The organism is Paraburkholderia dipogonis (assembly GCF_046027395.1).
Taxonomy (GTDB): Bacteria; Pseudomonadota; Gammaproteobacteria; order Burkholderiales; family Burkholderiaceae; genus Paraburkholderia; species Paraburkholderia dipogonis_A.
Map to the genome: position 1 here is coordinate 25,655 of NZ_JAQQEG010000026.1, position 14,335 is coordinate 39,989.

Sequence of the window (14,335 nt, forward strand, 5' to 3'; positions counted from 1 at the left end):
ACACACTACAGAAACGCGCGACATCGGTAAAATCGATATAATCGATACTGATATCGCAATAACTTATAGCCTAGCGAGGCACACGTGCAATACGCGCAATTGCGGGCGTTTCATGCGGTCGCGGAACATGGCGGGTTCTCCAAAGCGGCGCAGGCGCTCTCGCTCACGCAGCCGGCCGTGTCGGATCACGTGCGGCGGCTGGAGCAGGATTACGGCGTCAAACTGTTCGAACGCGGACCGCGCGGCGTCGAGACCACCGAACTGGGTCTGCGCCTTTTCAGCGTGACGCGGCAGATGATCAGTTGCGAGCGCGACGCGCGGCAACTGCTCGAATCGGCGGGCGGGCTCGAATCCGGCTCGCTGTCGCTGGCCGCGGACGCGCCCGATCTGGCGGTCGCGCTGATCAGCGCATTTCGCAAGCTCCATCCGGGCATCGTCGTGACGCTGTCCATCGCCAACGCCGCGGACTGCATGCAGCGCGTGCTCTCGAGTGCCGTCGACGCGGCCATTACCGCCGCGCCGCAAGTGCACAGCCGGCTGGAGGCGCGGGTGTTGCGACGCGATCCTTTGGTCGCGATGGTGCCGGCGAGCTATCCGGTGGCGAAGAAACGCAAGCTGAGCTACGCCGAACTGGTGCAGCAGCCGATGATTTTCCGCGAGTCGCAATCCGTCACGCAGCAGTTGCTGGAGATCGAATTGGTGCGCGAATCGCTGCAGGTGGAACCGGTGATGTACGTGGACGGCCGCGAGGCGCTCGAGGAAGCAGTCGCGCAAGGCATGGGCGTGGGTGTGATCGCGCGCGCCGAATTCAACGAATCGCGGCGGATCAGAATGATTCCGCTACAGGACTGTCAGGTGCGGATGATCGAATCGCTGACGCGGCTCGCCGAGCGGCCGGGATCGAATCTGCTGGACGCGTTGTTCGCGGTGGAGTTAGGGAAACCGGCTACGGCCACATCTGCGCCGGCGGCGTGAAACGATAAGCCAGCTCACGCTGCGCCCGCTGAATGAAACGACAAACCGCCCGGCAGGCGATGCCTGCGGGCGGCTTTTCTTCTTCGCATCGCAACAAGGCGTGCCGCTTTGCGGCCACGCGTCATCGCTTCACGCCGAACCGCTTAACGCGATCCACCGCTTGCGATCAGGCTTTCACCGGTCAGCCAGCGTGCGTCGTCGGAGGCGAGGAAGGCGACGACATCGGCGATATCGTCAGGCTGGCCGATACGGCCGAGCGGCGTCGTGCTGACGGCCCACGTTTCGAAGTCGGAACCCAGGATGCCGCCGGCGTGCGTGCCTTCGGTTGCAACCATGCCCGGGTTCACGGAATTGACGCGGATCTTGCGCGGGCCGAGTTCACGTGCCAGCACGCCCGTAATGCCATCGACGGCGCCCTTGGTGGCGGTATAGACCGCGCTGCCCGGCGGCGTGATGCGGCTCACCACCGAACTGATATTGACGATGCTGCCGCCTTCGCCGAGATGCTTGACGGCAGCCTGCGTGGTCAATAGCAGACCCAGCACGTTCACGTTGAAGTGCTTATGGAAATGTTCTTCGGTGATCTCTTCGATTGGCGAGAATTCATACACGCCCGAGTTGTTGACGAGAATGTCGAGACGGCCATACGTTTCCACAGCCGTATCGATGATGCCTTGCGCGTCCGCCGCTTTGGACACGTCGCCTGCAACGGCCACGGCCTTGCCACCGGCAGCGGTAATCGCATCGACCACGCTGTCCGCGCCCGCCTTGCTCGACGAGTAGTTCACCACCACTGAAGCGCCTTGCGCGGCCAATGCCTTGGCGATCGCCGCGCCGATACCTTTCGATGCACCCGTTACGACTGCAACTTTACCTGTGAGCTTGCTCATGATCGATTCCTTTAAATGGGATTGGCGCCGACGCTGTCGCGAAGATTCGCGGGTTGCGCTGGAAATGCACTGGCGCTGACACTGGTGACAATGTAGGCACCTCGGCCGTGTGGATAAAGCGGCTGAAGGCGAATAGATACGTCGGTTGAGCCGAACAATCGGAAGACAGGTGACGCGGATAGCTCGAAGGCTTGATGCGCGTGGCGGCGTCACCCGCCAGCGCGAATGGGAGGATCACGAGTAAGCGCGCACATAAGACCGACCAGCGCTCTCCCTTTGTCAGTGTAGGCGGTTCACAGCGTCGGCGTTTTTATAAAACAGTCTTTGTACGCCGGCCGCCCGTATCAGCCGCACGCTCTTCGAGCGCGAGTTCGATGAACGCCCGCGTTGCCGCGTTCCGATACGCGCCCTTCCGCAATAGCAGCGCAGCCGTACGCTGTGGCAGAGCCGGCTCCAACTGCACGAGAAACAGATCGCTATGCTCGCGCGCGATCGCGGCCGGCAGCAGCGTGGCGAGCGCACTGCGGCGCACGATCTGGACGACCGCGCCAATCGAGTTCACCTCCATCGCGATGCGCGGCGAAATGCCGTGCTGTCTGCAATATCGATCGATGTACTGACGCGTCGCAAACTCCTCATTGAGCAGAACGAGCGCTTCGTTTTCGAATTGGCCCAGCTTCAACGCGGAACGACGCTTCGCATACGGGTGCGACTTGCCGACCACCATCGCCAGTGCTTCGACGAATAGCGTCTGTGTCTCGATGTCGGGTGTATGCGTCTCGTCGAACGCGATGCCGACGTCGAGCGCATCTTCGTTCAGCAACGCTTCCATCCGGTCCTGCGGCATTTCGAGGATGTTGAGCGTGATGTTCGGATAACGGCGGTTGTACTTCTCCAGAAGCGGGCCGATCAGGTAGGCGGTGAACGTCGGCGTCATCGCGAGACGCAGCGAACCTCGGCTCAACTCCTGTACGTCGTGAATCGCCCGCTTGCCCGCCTCCAGGTCCTGCAGCGCGCGCTGAGCGTAGCGCACATAGGCCGTGCCGACATCGGTCAACTGGATCGTGCGACCGGACCGGTCGAGCAATTGCACCCGCAAGGTATCTTCCAGTTGCTTGATCTGTTGTGACAGTGTGGGCTGCGACACGTGCAGCGCCTCGGCCGCGCGCGTGAAATTGCGGTGCTCGGCGACTGCAAGGAAATATCGGATGTGCCTGAGCAGCATGATGTCCTCTCGAACTATTGGTCTTTCCTATCGAGAGAATAATAAACCAGTCTTGGACGCTATAGTTTGATCGGCGCATTCTTCATCCATCGATTCCCAACCAGCAACCCGATGGAGCGAAACATGCAAGACATCATCGACGGCTTCCTGAAGTTTCAGCGCGACGCCTTCCCGCAGCGCTCCGAGCTGTTCAGGAAGCTGGCCACGAGCCAGCATCCGAGTACCCTGTTCATTTCGTGCTCAGACAGCCGGCTGGTGCCGGAACTCGTCACGCAGCGCGAGCCCGGCGATCTGTTCGTGATCCGCAACGCGGGCAACATCGTGCCGTCGTACGGTCCGGAGCCGGGCGGCGTGACCGCCACGGTCGAGTACGCAGTCGCCGCGCTCGGCGTCACCGATGTAGTAATCTGCGGTCATTCCGACTGCGGCGCGATGACGGCCATCGCGACCTGCAAATGCATGGACCATATGCCCGCCGTGCGCAACTGGCTGCATTACGCGGACTCCGCGAAAGTCGTCAACGAGGCGCGCGAGCACAAGAGCGAGCGCGACCGGGTCGACTCGATGGTCCGCGAAAACGTGATCGCGCAACTCGCGAACATCAAGACCCATCCTTCCGTGCGGCTCGCCCTCGAACAGGGACATCTGGCGCTGCACGGCTGGGTGTACGACATCCAAACCGGCTCGATCGATACGCTCGACGGTTCGACGAACCGCTTCGTTTCTCTCGCGGAACATCCGCATGCGTGTGCCACCCCGGCTCGACTCGACGTCGCGGCCTGACTTTACTTACCCCCGAGGAAATTCATCATGACGCAATCCCAATACAGCCAGGCCCCGCGTGAAGCCCTGACCGACGCGATCATCGACGCAAAGGTTCGCAAGAATCTGACGTTCGAGCAGATCAACGAAGGCACGGGTCTGAGTCTTGCATTCGTCACCGCCGCCTTGCTCGGCCAGCATCCGCTGCCGGCAAACGCCGCAAAGGTCGTAGCCGACAAACTCGAACTCGGCGAAGACGCGGTGCGCCTGCTGCAAACCATCCCGCTACGCGGCAGCATTCCGGGCGGCGTGCCGACCGATCCGACCATCTACCGGTTCTACGAAATGGTGCAGATCTACGGTTCGACGCTGAAGGCACTCGTTCACGAGAAGTTCGGCGACGGTATCATCAGCGCGATCAACTTCAAGCTCGACATCAAGAAGGTCGACGATCCGGAAGGCGGTCAGCGTGCCGTCATCACGCTGGACGGCAAGTATCTGCCGACCAAACCGTTCTGACGCGACAGCGGAGCCGTTCTGGTGAGAACGGCTCCATCAATGGCGCTGACACGGCTTACGGCGCAATGAATTCAGCACTTACGCATCAACACAATCTGCACGGCCACGCTGGCCAGTACCGCCAGCGCACCGAGCGTATCCAGAATAGTGGGCCACACAACATCGCTCCTTTCACATTCGCTTTCACCATTGTTTGATTAAACGAATGCGCGCGCCATCAATTGAATGCCCAGTCCGAGCAGGCAGATAAAGAACCAGCGCCTGAAGGTCTGCGCGCTGATACGTCCGCGCACGTGCTGTCCGATCCACATGCCGAGCAGCGCCGGGACCACGGCGACGAGCGATTCGCCCAGATCGCCGGCGGCAAACGCGTGCTCTCTGGCGAGTCCGATTGCCAACGCGATGGTCGACACCGTGAACGACAAACCGAGCGCCTGCACCAGATCCTCTTTCTTCAACGCCAGCCCTTGCAGATACGGTACTGCCGGCACGACGAACACGCCAGTGCCGCCGGTGACCACGCCCGTCACCGCGCCGATCGCCGGCGACAACCAGCGCTCGTGCCGCGCCGGCACCGAGAAGCGCCATGCCAGCAAACCAGCCACGGCGTAGAGCGTCAACGCGGCGCCGAGGCCGACCACGGCCCACACGCCGCCCCCGCCCGCAATGAACGACGCGGCCGCGACCGTTCCGGCGACGATGCCCAGCATCATCGGCCACAAGCGTCTGACGAGCGCCCGCACGCTCGGCCCCGCGAACAGTTGCCAGACGTTCGTCACGAACGACGGCAACAACAGCATCGCGGCAGCCTGCGCCGGCAGCATCAGCGTGCCGAGCACACCCATGGCGACGGTCGGCAGTCCCATGCCGGTCACCCCCTTGACGAAGCCGGCGACCACGAAAGTCGCGGCGACCACGCCCGCACGCATTGCAAACGAAGAGATCATCGGAATGTTGTTATTGAAGTGATGTCGGCAATTTTCAATCGCCGCAGGGCCGGCCACAATGCGTAAGATACTTACTCTGACTTAGGCTAGGGCTAAGCCTGTGACGACAGGCTGAACCTTACCGGCAACCGCACGACAATCCGTTCCCCATGCGCTTCGACCTCATCGACCTTCGCCTTTTTCTGTACATCCTCGAAACCGGCAGCATCACCCACGGCGCCGCGCGCGCGAACATGTCGCTGCCGTCGGCGAGCGCGCGGCTGCGCGGCATGGAGGACGCGCTGGGCATGCCGCTGCTCGAACGCGGGCGACGCGGCGTCGAATCCACGCCGACCGGCGACACGCTCGCGCATCACGCGCGGCTCGTGCTCGGGCAAATCGAAAGAATGCAGGGCGAACTGGGCGAGCATCAGGAAGGCCGCAAAGCCTGCATACGGCTGTGGACCAACACGGCGGCCATCACCGAGTTCCTGCCCTCCGCGATCGGCCTCTTTCTGCGCGATCATCCGAACGTGCAGATCGACCTGAAGGAACGTCAAAGCAGCGAAACGGTCAAGGCGGTGCTGACCGGAGCGGCTGAAATCGGCATCATTTCCGACGCGGTCGAACACGGAGCGTTGCAGACCTTCCCCTTCGCCGTCGACAAACTGGTGCTGATCACGAGCCGCGACGACGCGCTCGCCACCCGCCGCCGCACGACGTTGGCGGAAGTGACGGATAGGGAATTCATCGGACTAAGCGCGGACAGCGCGTTGCAGGCCTATCTCGGCGAGCGCTCGCTGCTGGCCGGCCAGCCGCTCAGCTTCCGCACCCACGTGCGGACGTTCGACGCCATCTGCTGCATGGTCGAACAAGGCGCCGGCGTCGGAATCGTGCCGGCCACGGCCGCGAAGCGCTATCGCGGCACGCCCGGCATCCGCACGATCGAGCTGACCGATAGCTGGGCCGCGCGCCAGTTGCTGATCTGCACGCGCGATCTGAACGCGATGCCGCGGCCGGAAAAGGCGCTGGTACGGCATCTGGCGGGGATTTGAGGCTGTGAGCGCGGCCCTCCAGCTCCGGAGCAATATCAGCCTGACTTATTTAACCTGTCATTTTTAATCGATTTGCCTGATTTAGCGCGGTTTCTTATCCTTGACGCACAACCGCATGCCGCTCGCTGCATGCGCCGTCCGCTCCTTTTTTGCCGGCAAGATCATGGAAAGAACCACCTTCAACGTGCGCGTCGATAGCGTCCGCGACGAAGCGCATGGCGTGCGCTCGTTCAGCGTGTCGCGTCTGGACGGGCAACCGTTCGACCACTACGAACCCGGCGCGCACATCGACGTCACAGGACCATCCGGCGTCACGCGGCAATATTCGTTGTGCGGCGACCCGGATCAGCGGGACGCGCATCTGTTCGCCGTGAAGCGCGAAGACACGTCACGCGGTGGCTCGCGTTCGCTGCATGAGGACGTCACCGTCGGCAGCGAATTGACCATTGGCGCGCCACGCAATCTGTTCCAGCTCGCGCCGGGCGCCGAAGAACATGTTCTGATTGCCGCGGGCATCGGAGTGACGCCGCTCCTGAGCATGGCGTACCGTCTGCTCAAGCAGCAACAGCGCTTCGTGTTGCACTATTTCGCGCGCAGCGCGGAGCACGCGGCGTTTTTGCCGCTGCTCTCACGCGCGCCGTTTAGTGATTATGTGAAGCTCCACTTCGGCGTCGCGCGCGAGCGACTCGATTCGGTGCTCGGCAACTGCCTTGTGAATGCACGCGAAGGCACGCACGTCTATACCTGCGGGCCGGCGCCTTTCATGGAACGTGTGGTGACGATCGGCGAAACGCGTGTCGCGTCTGAAGCGATTCATCTCGAACGCTTTGCCGCTGAACCGGCTTCAACCACGAGCGCCGGATCGGCCACGCTCGATACCTTCGACGTGCAGATCGCGAGCAGCGGCGCGACCGTGCGCGTGGACAAGGACACGACCATCGTCGCGGCGCTGGCGTCGATCGGCATCGAAGTGGATACGTCGTGCGGCGAAGGTGTGTGCGGCACGTGCATGGTCGACGTGGTGAGCGGCACGCCCGAGCATCGTGACCATTGCCTGAGCAAAGCGGAACGAGCGAGCGGCAAGGTGATCTGCTGTTGCATTTCACGCGCCGCGTCGCCGGTGCTGGTGTTGGATCTTTAAAGCCCGAACGAGGTGCTGCATTCGCAGCACCTTTCACAAACGCCTCGTCTTACCGGTCGTCGTCGCGAATCGACGACGCATGCCGGCACAGCGCGCGCACTTCGACATCCATATACGGAAACAGCGGCAACTGGCTCAGCACGTCGTGCAGATGCGCGGGGCTCTCCACGTCGAACACGCTGATATTCGCGTAGCGGCCGGCGATGCGCCACAGATGCCGCCACACGCCCTCCTGTTGCAACCTTTGCGAGATCGCCTTCTCATCGGCCTTGAGGCGCGCGGCGCGTTCGGCATCCATATCGGCCGGCAGGCGGACGGTCATCTCAACGTGAAACAGCATGCTTGCTCTCCTCTCTGATCGGTAACAAAAAAGCCCTGGCGGCCCGGCCAATCGCGCCGCGCAACCAGGGCCGACAGATTCGTGCGATACGTGCGGGCGTTTTCTCTCAAGCACCCGGCTTCAGCCCTGCGAAAGCAGCATCAGGCTTCAGCGCGCAGACGCTCTACTTCTGCGTCCGGCAGATTGTCGCGCTCCTTGAACAGCGTGAAGTCGAAATCGATCAGCGCAAAATGGCCGTCCACGCCATACGGTTTGCCTTCGGCGCCTTCAGCCTGTTTGACCGCCGGCACGAGACCGTCGCGCGTGGCGAAGGCGAAGTCGTCCCACAGATACGGATCGCCGTCGATGTTGATCTGCGTGGTCAGCTTGCGGAAACCCGGCGCGGAAACGAAGAAGTGAATATGCGCCGGACGATGTCCATGACGGCCGAGTTGATCGAGCAACAGTTGCGTCTGCCCTTGCGGCGGCACGCTATAGCCGACCGGCACGACGCTGCGGAAACTGTACTTGCCTTCGGCATCGGTACGGATCGAGCGGCGCAGATTGAAGGCCGGCTGCGATTTGTCGAAGTACGAGTAGTTGCCGAGATGGTTCGCGTGCCACACTTCGACGAGCGCGTGAGCGAGCGGCTTGCCATCTTCGCCGAGCACGCGGCCGCGCATGATCAGCGTCTGGCCCGGATCGGTGCCGTCGTCGAGACGCGCATGCCCGTCGGAGAGCGGCGCGCCGGCCACATACAACGGACCTTCGATCGTGCGCGGCGTGCCGCCTTCGATGCCGGCCTTCGCCTCCGCTTCATCCAGACGCAGGTCGAGAAAATGTTCGAAACCCAGACCCGCGGCCAGCAGACCGAGTTCGCCGCTCTTGCCGGCGTCACCGAGATAGTTCAGCGCGGTCCAGAATTCGGCGGGTTGCACGTCGAGGTCTTCGATCGTATAGAACAGGTCCTGCACGATCCGGTTGACGATCTGCTTGGTGCGCGGATTGCCTTCGCTGGTGGCGCTGTCGTTGATTTTATTGAGCAGCGCGTCGATTGCTTGCTTGTTCATGGGATATCTCCTTCGTTTGATGTTCTGGATGGCTAACGGATGAGCCTTCAGTGGTTCAGTTGGTCGTGACGCTGGCGCCTTTGCGCGTATCGCGCCGCAGGCGGTCGATCTTGTCCCAGTCGAGCGTGATGCCAAGACCCGGACCTTGAGGCAGATGCAGCGCGAAATTCTCGTAGCGCAGCGGTTCGGTGAGAATCTCTTCGGTCAGCAGCAAGGGGCCGAACAGTTCCGTGCCCCACTTCAACTCGCCGAAGGTGCTGAAGAGCTGCGCCGAGGCGATCGTGCCGACCGCGCCTTCGAGCATCGTGCCGCCATACAGGTCGATATTCGCGGCCGACGCGATGGCCGCCACGTGCGCGGCGCCCACGAGGCCGCCCGATTGCGCGATCTTCACGGCAAAGACATCGGCGGCGCGCGCGCTGGCAACGGCGAACGCATCGGCCGGACCGTGAAGCGCTTCGTCGGCCATGATCGGCACCAGCGCGAGGTCGGTCAGACGCCTGAGACCCGCGCGGTTCTCCGCGGCGATGGGTTGCTCGATCAGCGTCACGCCCGCATCGGCAAAACGCCGCGCGGCCCAGATCGCGTCCGATTCACTCCATGCCTGGTTCACGTCGACGCGCACTTCGCCGCGTCCTTCCAACGCTTTCCGGATCGCGACGACATGCGCCACGTCGTCGGCCACGGCGCGCGTGCCGATCTTCAGCTTGAACACGCGATGGCGCTTCGTCTCGTACACCTGCTCGGCTTCCTCGATATCGCGCCTGGTGTCGCCGCTCGCGAGCGTCCACGCCACGTCCACGGAATCGCGCACACGGCCGCCGAACAGTTCCGACAGCGGCACGCCGAGACGCTGCGCCTGCGCATCGAACAACGCCGTTTCCAGCGCGGATTTCGCAAAGCGGTTGCCCTGAAACAGTTCGCGCAGTTTCGCCATCGCGACGCCCGGACGCGTCGCGTCCAACCCTTTGAGCAACGGCGCGAAATAGGTGTCGATGTTGACCTTGATACTTTCCGGGCTTTCCTCGCCGTAAGCGAGGCCGCCGATCGTAGTGCCCTCGCCCACGCCGACCAACCCGTCGCCGCAACGGATGCGCACCAGCACCAGCGTCTGGCAATTCATCGTTGCGACCGAGAGGCGGTGCGGACGGATCGTCGGTACGTCGACGAGAATCGTCTCCACGCTCTCGATCTTCACGGGTGTTGCTATCATTCGTTGCCCTCCTGAACTGCCTGAACCGGGAGCCCCAATAGTAAAAACAACTCGCGAAGCAGTCCAACACCGATTCCGACTACTTCCATACCGTAGGGGTATGCATGGAACTTCGCCAACTCCGCTACTTCATCGCGGTCGCGGAAGAAATGAACATCACGCGGGCCGCCCATCGCCTGCACATGACGCAGCCGCCGCTCAGCCGTCAGATCCAGCAGATCGAGGAAAGCGTCGGCCTGGCGCTGTTCGAGCGCGGCTCGCGGCCGCTGCGCCTGACCGAAGCCGGCCGGATTTTCTATACGCAGGCCAAGCGCCTCGTCGACGAAGCGGACGAACTCGCGCCGCTCACGCGGCGCCTGGCGCAACTGGCCGAGCGCGTCGTGATCGGCTTCGTGCCGTCGACGCTATACGGCGCGTTGCCCGCCGTGATCCGCGCGTTTCGCGAGGCCGCGCCGCATATCGAACTGTCGCTGATCGAAATGTTCACGATCGAGCAACTCGCTGCGCTCAAAGGCGGCCGTATCGACGTGGGCTTCGGCCGCCTGCGTTTCGACGACGCGCAGCTCGCACGCGAAGTCCTTCTGGAAGAAAGAATGATTGCCGCACTGCCGCAAGATCATCCACTCGCGCGACAAAAGAAGCCACTGACGCTGGCGGCCCTTGCGCAGGAAACCCTGATCGTCTACCCGAGCACGCCGCGGCCGAGCTATGCCGACCAGCAGTTGTCGGCCATGCACGATCATGCGTTGGAGCCGAAGGCGATCCACGAAGTGCGGGAATTGCAAACCGCTTTGGGTCTGGTGGCGGCGCAGGTTGGCGTGTGTCTGGTGCCGGAAAGCGTGGAAGGTCTGCGCGCGCACGGCGTGGTGTATCGGCCCATTCCGGCGGCCAATATCGCATCGCCGATCATCATGAGCCGGCGTCTGCAGGACGAATCGCCGACCACGACGTTACTGTGTTCGATCGCACGAGACCTGTTCAAACGGGCCTGACGCGGCCTCGCAGTTACTTCTCGTCGAAGCGCCGCACGATATCCGCCATCAGGTTGCGCAGCCACACGTTGCCCTCGTCCTGATCGAAATGCTCGTGCCAGTGCATCGTGACCGCCGCGATCGGCAGCGTCACGGGCAACTCGTAGATCTGAAAACCGCCGTCGCGATTGAAGATGTGCGCGAGCCGCCGCGGCAGCGTGGCAAACAGATCAGTGACGGCTAGCACGCTTGGCAACGCCACGAAATGCGGCAATTCCAGCGCGATATGACGCCCGACGCCTTGCGTGCGGAATTCGTCGTCGAGCGCGTGGTGGCTGTGCTCGACCGACGTGATCTGCACGTGCGAAGCATCCAGAAACGCCTTCAGACTCAGCTCCTTCGTGCGCGGCAAGCCGCGTCGCTTCCTCGTCATGCACACGTACGTCTCTTCGAACAGTGCCTGATGCCGCGTGCGCGCGGTCAGCGTGGGTAGATTGCCGATGGCGAAATCGAGCCGGCTCGCGCGCAATGCGTCTTCCATTTCCTCGACCGGCAACGGCTCGATGCGCAGCCTCACACGCGGCGCCTGCTGATGCAAAGCCTCGCAAATCGGCGGCAAGTAGGCCAATTCGCCCGCATCCGAGAGCGAAAGGCGGAACGTGCGCGTGCTCACCGCCGGATCGAAATGCTCCGCGTAACGCAACGCTTCGCGCACGGTGTCGAGCGCGCGGGACACGATAGTCGACAGTTCCAGCGCAATCGGCGTGGGTTGCATGCCGGCGCGCGTGCGGATGAACAGCGGATCGTCGAATAGCGTGCGCAAACGCCCCAGCGAATAGCTGATGGCGGGCTGCGACAGCGCGAGCCGCTCGCCCGCGCGAGTGAGGCTGCGCTCTTCGACGATCGCCTGAAAGACGCGCAGCAAATTGAGATCGACGTGGTCCAGCGAATTCATCGAGATATCCATGCGGTTGATCTTACATTTCATTTTAGATCAATTTGACGCATATCAACGAGTCGACGAAACTTCGCTTCATCGACCACCCCACCTACAAGAGCCATGAGCGAATCCTCCTATCAGACCGTCGACACGAGCGCGTTGTATCAGCGCGCGCAGTCCGATCGCGTGGCCCCGTCGCTGTATTACGACCCGGCCGTCTTCGAAGCGGAACTCGAGCGCATTTTCTACAAGACATGGATCTGGGTCGCGCACGAAAGCGAACTGCCGAATCCGGGCGACTTCCGCACCACCACGATCGGCCGTCAGCCGGTGATCGTGGTGCGCGACAAGAGCGGCGCGGTCAACGTCCTGCAGAACCGCTGCCGTCATCGCGGCGCGACCGTTTGCGAACAGCACAAAGGCAACGCGAAAGGCTTCACGTGCCCGTATCACAGCTGGACCTATGGCCTCGACGGCGCCTTGCGCGCACTGCCCTACGGCGACGGCTATGAAGGCGTGGTCGACAAGACCGAACTGCCGCTCGCCAGTCTGCGCGTGGGTATCTATCAAGGCCTGATCTTCGCGAGCTTCAATCAGGAGATCGAGCCGTTGGAGGATTTCCTCGGCGGCGCCAGGCCGTGGATCGATCTGTTCATGAAGCAAGGCGCGGGCTATCCGATCAAGGCTAACGGCGAGCATCGCTTCCGCTTCAACGGCAACTGGAAGATCCAGCTCGAGAACACCACTGACCTGTATCACTTCCCGGTGGTCCACAAGTCCTGGATGAAATCGATCGACGACGAAACCGCCGCCGCGATCACGAGCTTCATGACCAGCGGCGAAGCCTTCTGCCGCTCGCTCGGCAACGGCCATAGCCTCGCCGTACTGGTGCCGGAAATCGTCGATCTCGACAAGGACGACGGCGCGCCGATTCCGGAGCGCTTCGAAGAACTCGCCGCCTCGCTCGCGAAGGACCACACGCCCGAAGAAGTGCGCCGCATCGTGCGCTCGCTGATGGGCGTCGGCTTCAACCTGAATCTGTTTCCGAACCTCGCGCTGTCGATGGCGTTTTTCCGCGTGCTGCGGCCCATTTCGGCAAATGAGACCGAGATCCGCCACGTCGCGCTTGCGATGGACGGCGGACCCGAGGAGGCGAACCGCGTGCGCCTGCGCATTCACGAACACTTTCAGGGCCCGTTCGGCTTCGGCAGCCCGGACGACGCCGAAGCGTGGGAGCGCGTGCAGCGCGGCTCGCAGGCCGGACCCGATCTGCCGATTCTCGTGAACCGCGGCCTGAACCGCGAGAGCACCGCGCCGAACGGCGAAAAAACCGCCCACGCCACCGACGAAACCGGCATGCGCGAAGCGTACGCGCAATGGCGCACGATGATGGAGCAAGCATGATGGACGACAGAAACACGCTGTTTTCGCAGAAGACATTCGCCGGCGCGATCGAACTCATCTGGCGCGAAGCCGAATTGCTGGACCGCAAAGACTATCGCGAATGGCTCACGTTGTGGGACCCGACTGGCTTCTACGTGGTGCCGATCGATCACGACACCACCGACTTCGCCGCCACGCTGAACTACGCGTACGACGATCAGGACATGCGCGAAAAACGCGTGCAACGCATGACGTCCGGCTATTCGGCATCGGCGAGCGACGCCGCCCGCACGGTGCGCACGGTTTCGCGTTTCACGCTGACGAGCGACGCGAGCGATGAAGTCACGGTGAATTCGGCGCAAATCATCGTCGCCTATAAACGCGGCAAGTCGACGCTGTTCGCGGCGGACCTCACGCATCGCATCAGTTTCGCGAGCGGCGCGCCGCGCATCGTGCAGAAGGTGATCCGCCTGATCGACTCGACCGAAGCGTTGAGCGCGATCGGCTTTCTACTCTGATCCATAAAACCGCCCGCGCAGCGACACGATACGATGCCCACACTGGAAGTCTATGTACCCGAAGGCCACTGGCCGGCACGCAAAGCGCAGTTGATTGCAGGCCTTACGCAGGCCACCGTGGCAGCGATCGGCGCGCCTGCCGAATCGGTGCGGATTCTGCTGAGTGAATTGCCGCCGCACGATTTCGGTCTGGGCGGCGTGAGCAATGCGAACACTCGAGCGCCGCTGCTCACCATCGTGGCGATCCTGATCGCAGGCCGCACGCCCGCGCAAAAGGAAGCCCTGATCGCCGCGCTCAGCCAAACCAGCGCGGAGTTACTCGACACGCCGCTTGCCACCGCTCGCGTGATGATCAAGGACATTCCGAATACCGATTTCGGCATCGGCGGGCAAACCGCGAAATCACTCGGGCGCTAGCGCCTTTCCCC

The 14,335-nt window shown here is 62.7% G+C and carries 16 protein-coding genes; 9 read left to right on the forward strand and 7 right to left on the reverse strand.

Annotated elements, in window-relative coordinates:
- Nucleotides 1-84 precede the first annotated feature (84 nt).
- Nucleotides 85-975: a LysR substrate-binding domain-containing protein gene (locus tag PQR32_RS25525; RefSeq protein ID WP_408233280.1), complete on the forward strand. Its 891-nt coding sequence runs from the start codon at nt 85-87 to the stop codon at nt 973-975.
- A 143-nt stretch (nt 976-1,118) separates the two neighbouring features.
- Here PQR32_RS25525 and PQR32_RS25530 read toward each other — a convergent pair whose 3' ends face one another.
- Together PQR32_RS25530 and cynR are read right to left on the reverse strand one after the other, a co-directional pair.
- Nucleotides 1,119-1,865, reverse strand: coding sequence for a glucose 1-dehydrogenase (locus PQR32_RS25530; RefSeq protein WP_408233283.1), 747 nt, complete (start codon nt 1,863-1,865; stop codon nt 1,119-1,121).
- A 310-nt stretch (nt 1,866-2,175) separates the two neighbouring features.
- Nucleotides 2,176-3,090, reverse strand: coding sequence for a transcriptional regulator CynR (gene cynR / locus PQR32_RS25535; protein WP_408233286.1), 915 nt, complete (start codon nt 3,088-3,090; stop codon nt 2,176-2,178).
- A gap of 123 nt (nt 3,091-3,213) precedes the next feature.
- Between cynR and PQR32_RS25540 the strand changes: the two genes are divergently transcribed.
- Both PQR32_RS25540 and cynS read left to right on the forward strand, forming a co-directional pair.
- On the forward strand, nt 3,214-3,873 hold the full coding sequence (locus tag PQR32_RS25540) for a carbonic anhydrase (protein ID WP_408233289.1): 660 nt from the start codon (nt 3,214-3,216) through the stop codon (nt 3,871-3,873).
- A 27-nt stretch (nt 3,874-3,900) separates the two neighbouring features.
- Entirely contained in the window at nt 3,901-4,371 is a 471-nt protein-coding gene (cynS, locus tag PQR32_RS25545) for a cyanase (protein ID WP_408233292.1), read from the forward strand.
- Nucleotides 4,372-4,568: 197 nt separating this feature from the next.
- On the opposite strand, the gene PQR32_RS25550 is transcribed toward cynS, so the two are convergent.
- Entirely contained in the window at nt 4,569-5,318 is a 750-nt protein-coding gene (locus PQR32_RS25550) for a sulfite exporter TauE/SafE family protein (RefSeq protein WP_408233295.1), read from the reverse strand.
- Nucleotides 5,319-5,467: 149 nt separating this feature from the next.
- On the opposite strand from PQR32_RS25550, the gene PQR32_RS25555 reads away from it, so the two are divergent.
- Entirely contained in the window at nt 5,468-6,352 is an 885-nt protein-coding gene (locus PQR32_RS25555; protein ID WP_408233298.1) for a LysR family transcriptional regulator, read from the forward strand.
- Between the two features lie 163 nt (nt 6,353-6,515).
- Entirely contained in the window at nt 6,516-7,493 is a 978-nt protein-coding gene (locus PQR32_RS25560) for a PDR/VanB family oxidoreductase (RefSeq protein ID WP_408233301.1), read from the forward strand.
- A gap of 49 nt (nt 7,494-7,542) precedes the next feature.
- Here PQR32_RS25560 and catC read toward each other — a convergent pair whose 3' ends face one another.
- The 3 genes from catC to PQR32_RS25575 form a co-directional block, all read right to left on the reverse strand.
- The gene (gene catC, locus PQR32_RS25565) at nt 7,543-7,833 is read right to left on the reverse strand and encodes a muconolactone Delta-isomerase (protein WP_408233304.1); all 291 of its coding nucleotides are present in this window, start codon (nt 7,831-7,833) and stop codon (nt 7,543-7,545) included.
- Nucleotides 7,834-7,973: 140 nt separating this feature from the next.
- The gene (catA, locus tag PQR32_RS25570) at nt 7,974-8,882 is read right to left on the reverse strand and encodes a catechol 1,2-dioxygenase (RefSeq protein WP_408233307.1); all 909 of its coding nucleotides are present in this window, start codon (nt 8,880-8,882) and stop codon (nt 7,974-7,976) included.
- 55 nt (nt 8,883-8,937) lie between these two features.
- Complete coding sequence (locus PQR32_RS25575; RefSeq protein WP_408233310.1) at nt 8,938-10,095, reverse strand: muconate/chloromuconate family cycloisomerase; 1,158 nt, start codon at nt 10,093-10,095, stop codon at nt 8,938-8,940.
- Nucleotides 10,096-10,199: 104 nt separating this feature from the next.
- Between PQR32_RS25575 and PQR32_RS25580 the strand changes: the two genes are divergently transcribed.
- Nucleotides 10,200-11,087 (forward strand): LysR family transcriptional regulator, encoded by an 888-nt coding sequence (locus tag PQR32_RS25580; RefSeq protein WP_408233313.1) that lies wholly within the window; start codon nt 10,200-10,202, stop codon nt 11,085-11,087.
- A 13-nt stretch (nt 11,088-11,100) separates the two neighbouring features.
- Here PQR32_RS25580 and PQR32_RS25585 read toward each other — a convergent pair whose 3' ends face one another.
- Nucleotides 11,101-12,021: a LysR family transcriptional regulator gene (locus PQR32_RS25585; RefSeq protein ID WP_408233316.1), complete on the reverse strand. Its 921-nt coding sequence runs from the start codon at nt 12,019-12,021 to the stop codon at nt 11,101-11,103.
- Between the two features lie 105 nt (nt 12,022-12,126).
- On the opposite strand from PQR32_RS25585, the gene PQR32_RS25590 reads away from it, so the two are divergent.
- The 3 genes from PQR32_RS25590 to PQR32_RS25600 are packed head-to-tail and all read left to right on the forward strand — an operon-like array spanning nt 12,127 to nt 14,324.
- Nucleotides 12,127-13,410 carry an aromatic ring-hydroxylating oxygenase subunit alpha gene (locus tag PQR32_RS25590; RefSeq protein ID WP_408233319.1) on the forward strand — a complete coding sequence of 428 codons (1,284 nt, stop codon included), beginning with the start codon at nt 12,127-12,129 and terminating at the stop codon, nt 13,408-13,410.
- Nucleotides 13,407-13,907, forward strand: coding sequence for an aromatic-ring-hydroxylating dioxygenase subunit beta (locus tag PQR32_RS25595; protein WP_408233322.1), 501 nt, complete (start codon nt 13,407-13,409; stop codon nt 13,905-13,907). Before PQR32_RS25590 ends, PQR32_RS25595 begins: the two co-directional genes overlap by 4 nt.
- A 33-nt stretch (nt 13,908-13,940) precedes the next feature.
- Nucleotides 13,941-14,324: a tautomerase family protein gene (locus tag PQR32_RS25600; RefSeq protein ID WP_408233325.1), complete on the forward strand. Its 384-nt coding sequence runs from the start codon at nt 13,941-13,943 to the stop codon at nt 14,322-14,324.
- The last annotated feature ends 11 nt before the right edge of the window (nt 14,325-14,335 follow it).

Bases quoted from the DNA above. Each gene is read 5' to 3' on its own strand.
- PQR32_RS25530 (WP_408233283.1), bottom strand. From the start codon at position 1,865: ATGAGCAAGCTCACAGGTAAAGTTGCAGTCGTAACGGGTGCATCGAAA.
- cynR (WP_408233286.1), bottom strand. From the start codon at position 3,090: ATGCTGCTCAGGCACATCCGATATTTCCTTGCAGTCGCCGAGCACCGC.
- PQR32_RS25540 (WP_408233289.1), top strand. From the start codon at position 3,214: ATGCAAGACATCATCGACGGCTTCCTGAAGTTTCAGCGCGACGCCTTC.
- cynS (WP_408233292.1), top strand. From the start codon at position 3,901: ATGACGCAATCCCAATACAGCCAGGCCCCGCGTGAAGCCCTGACCGAC.
- PQR32_RS25550 (WP_408233295.1), bottom strand. From the start codon at position 5,318: ATGATCTCTTCGTTTGCAATGCGTGCGGGCGTGGTCGCCGCGACTTTC.
- PQR32_RS25555 (WP_408233298.1), top strand. From the start codon at position 5,468: ATGCGCTTCGACCTCATCGACCTTCGCCTTTTTCTGTACATCCTCGAA.
- PQR32_RS25560 (WP_408233301.1), top strand. From the start codon at position 6,516: ATGGAAAGAACCACCTTCAACGTGCGCGTCGATAGCGTCCGCGACGAA.
- catC (WP_408233304.1), bottom strand. From the start codon at position 7,833: ATGCTGTTTCACGTTGAGATGACCGTCCGCCTGCCGGCCGATATGGAT.
- catA (WP_408233307.1), bottom strand. From the start codon at position 8,882: ATGAACAAGCAAGCAATCGACGCGCTGCTCAATAAAATCAACGACAGC.
- PQR32_RS25575 (WP_408233310.1), bottom strand. From the start codon at position 10,095: ATGATAGCAACACCCGTGAAGATCGAGAGCGTGGAGACGATTCTCGTC.
- PQR32_RS25580 (WP_408233313.1), top strand. From the start codon at position 10,200: ATGGAACTTCGCCAACTCCGCTACTTCATCGCGGTCGCGGAAGAAATG.
- PQR32_RS25585 (WP_408233316.1), bottom strand. From the start codon at position 12,021: ATGAATTCGCTGGACCACGTCGATCTCAATTTGCTGCGCGTCTTTCAG.
- PQR32_RS25590 (WP_408233319.1), top strand. From the start codon at position 12,127: ATGAGCGAATCCTCCTATCAGACCGTCGACACGAGCGCGTTGTATCAG.
- PQR32_RS25595 (WP_408233322.1), top strand. From the start codon at position 13,407: ATGATGGACGACAGAAACACGCTGTTTTCGCAGAAGACATTCGCCGGC.
- PQR32_RS25600 (WP_408233325.1), top strand. From the start codon at position 13,941: ATGCCCACACTGGAAGTCTATGTACCCGAAGGCCACTGGCCGGCACGC.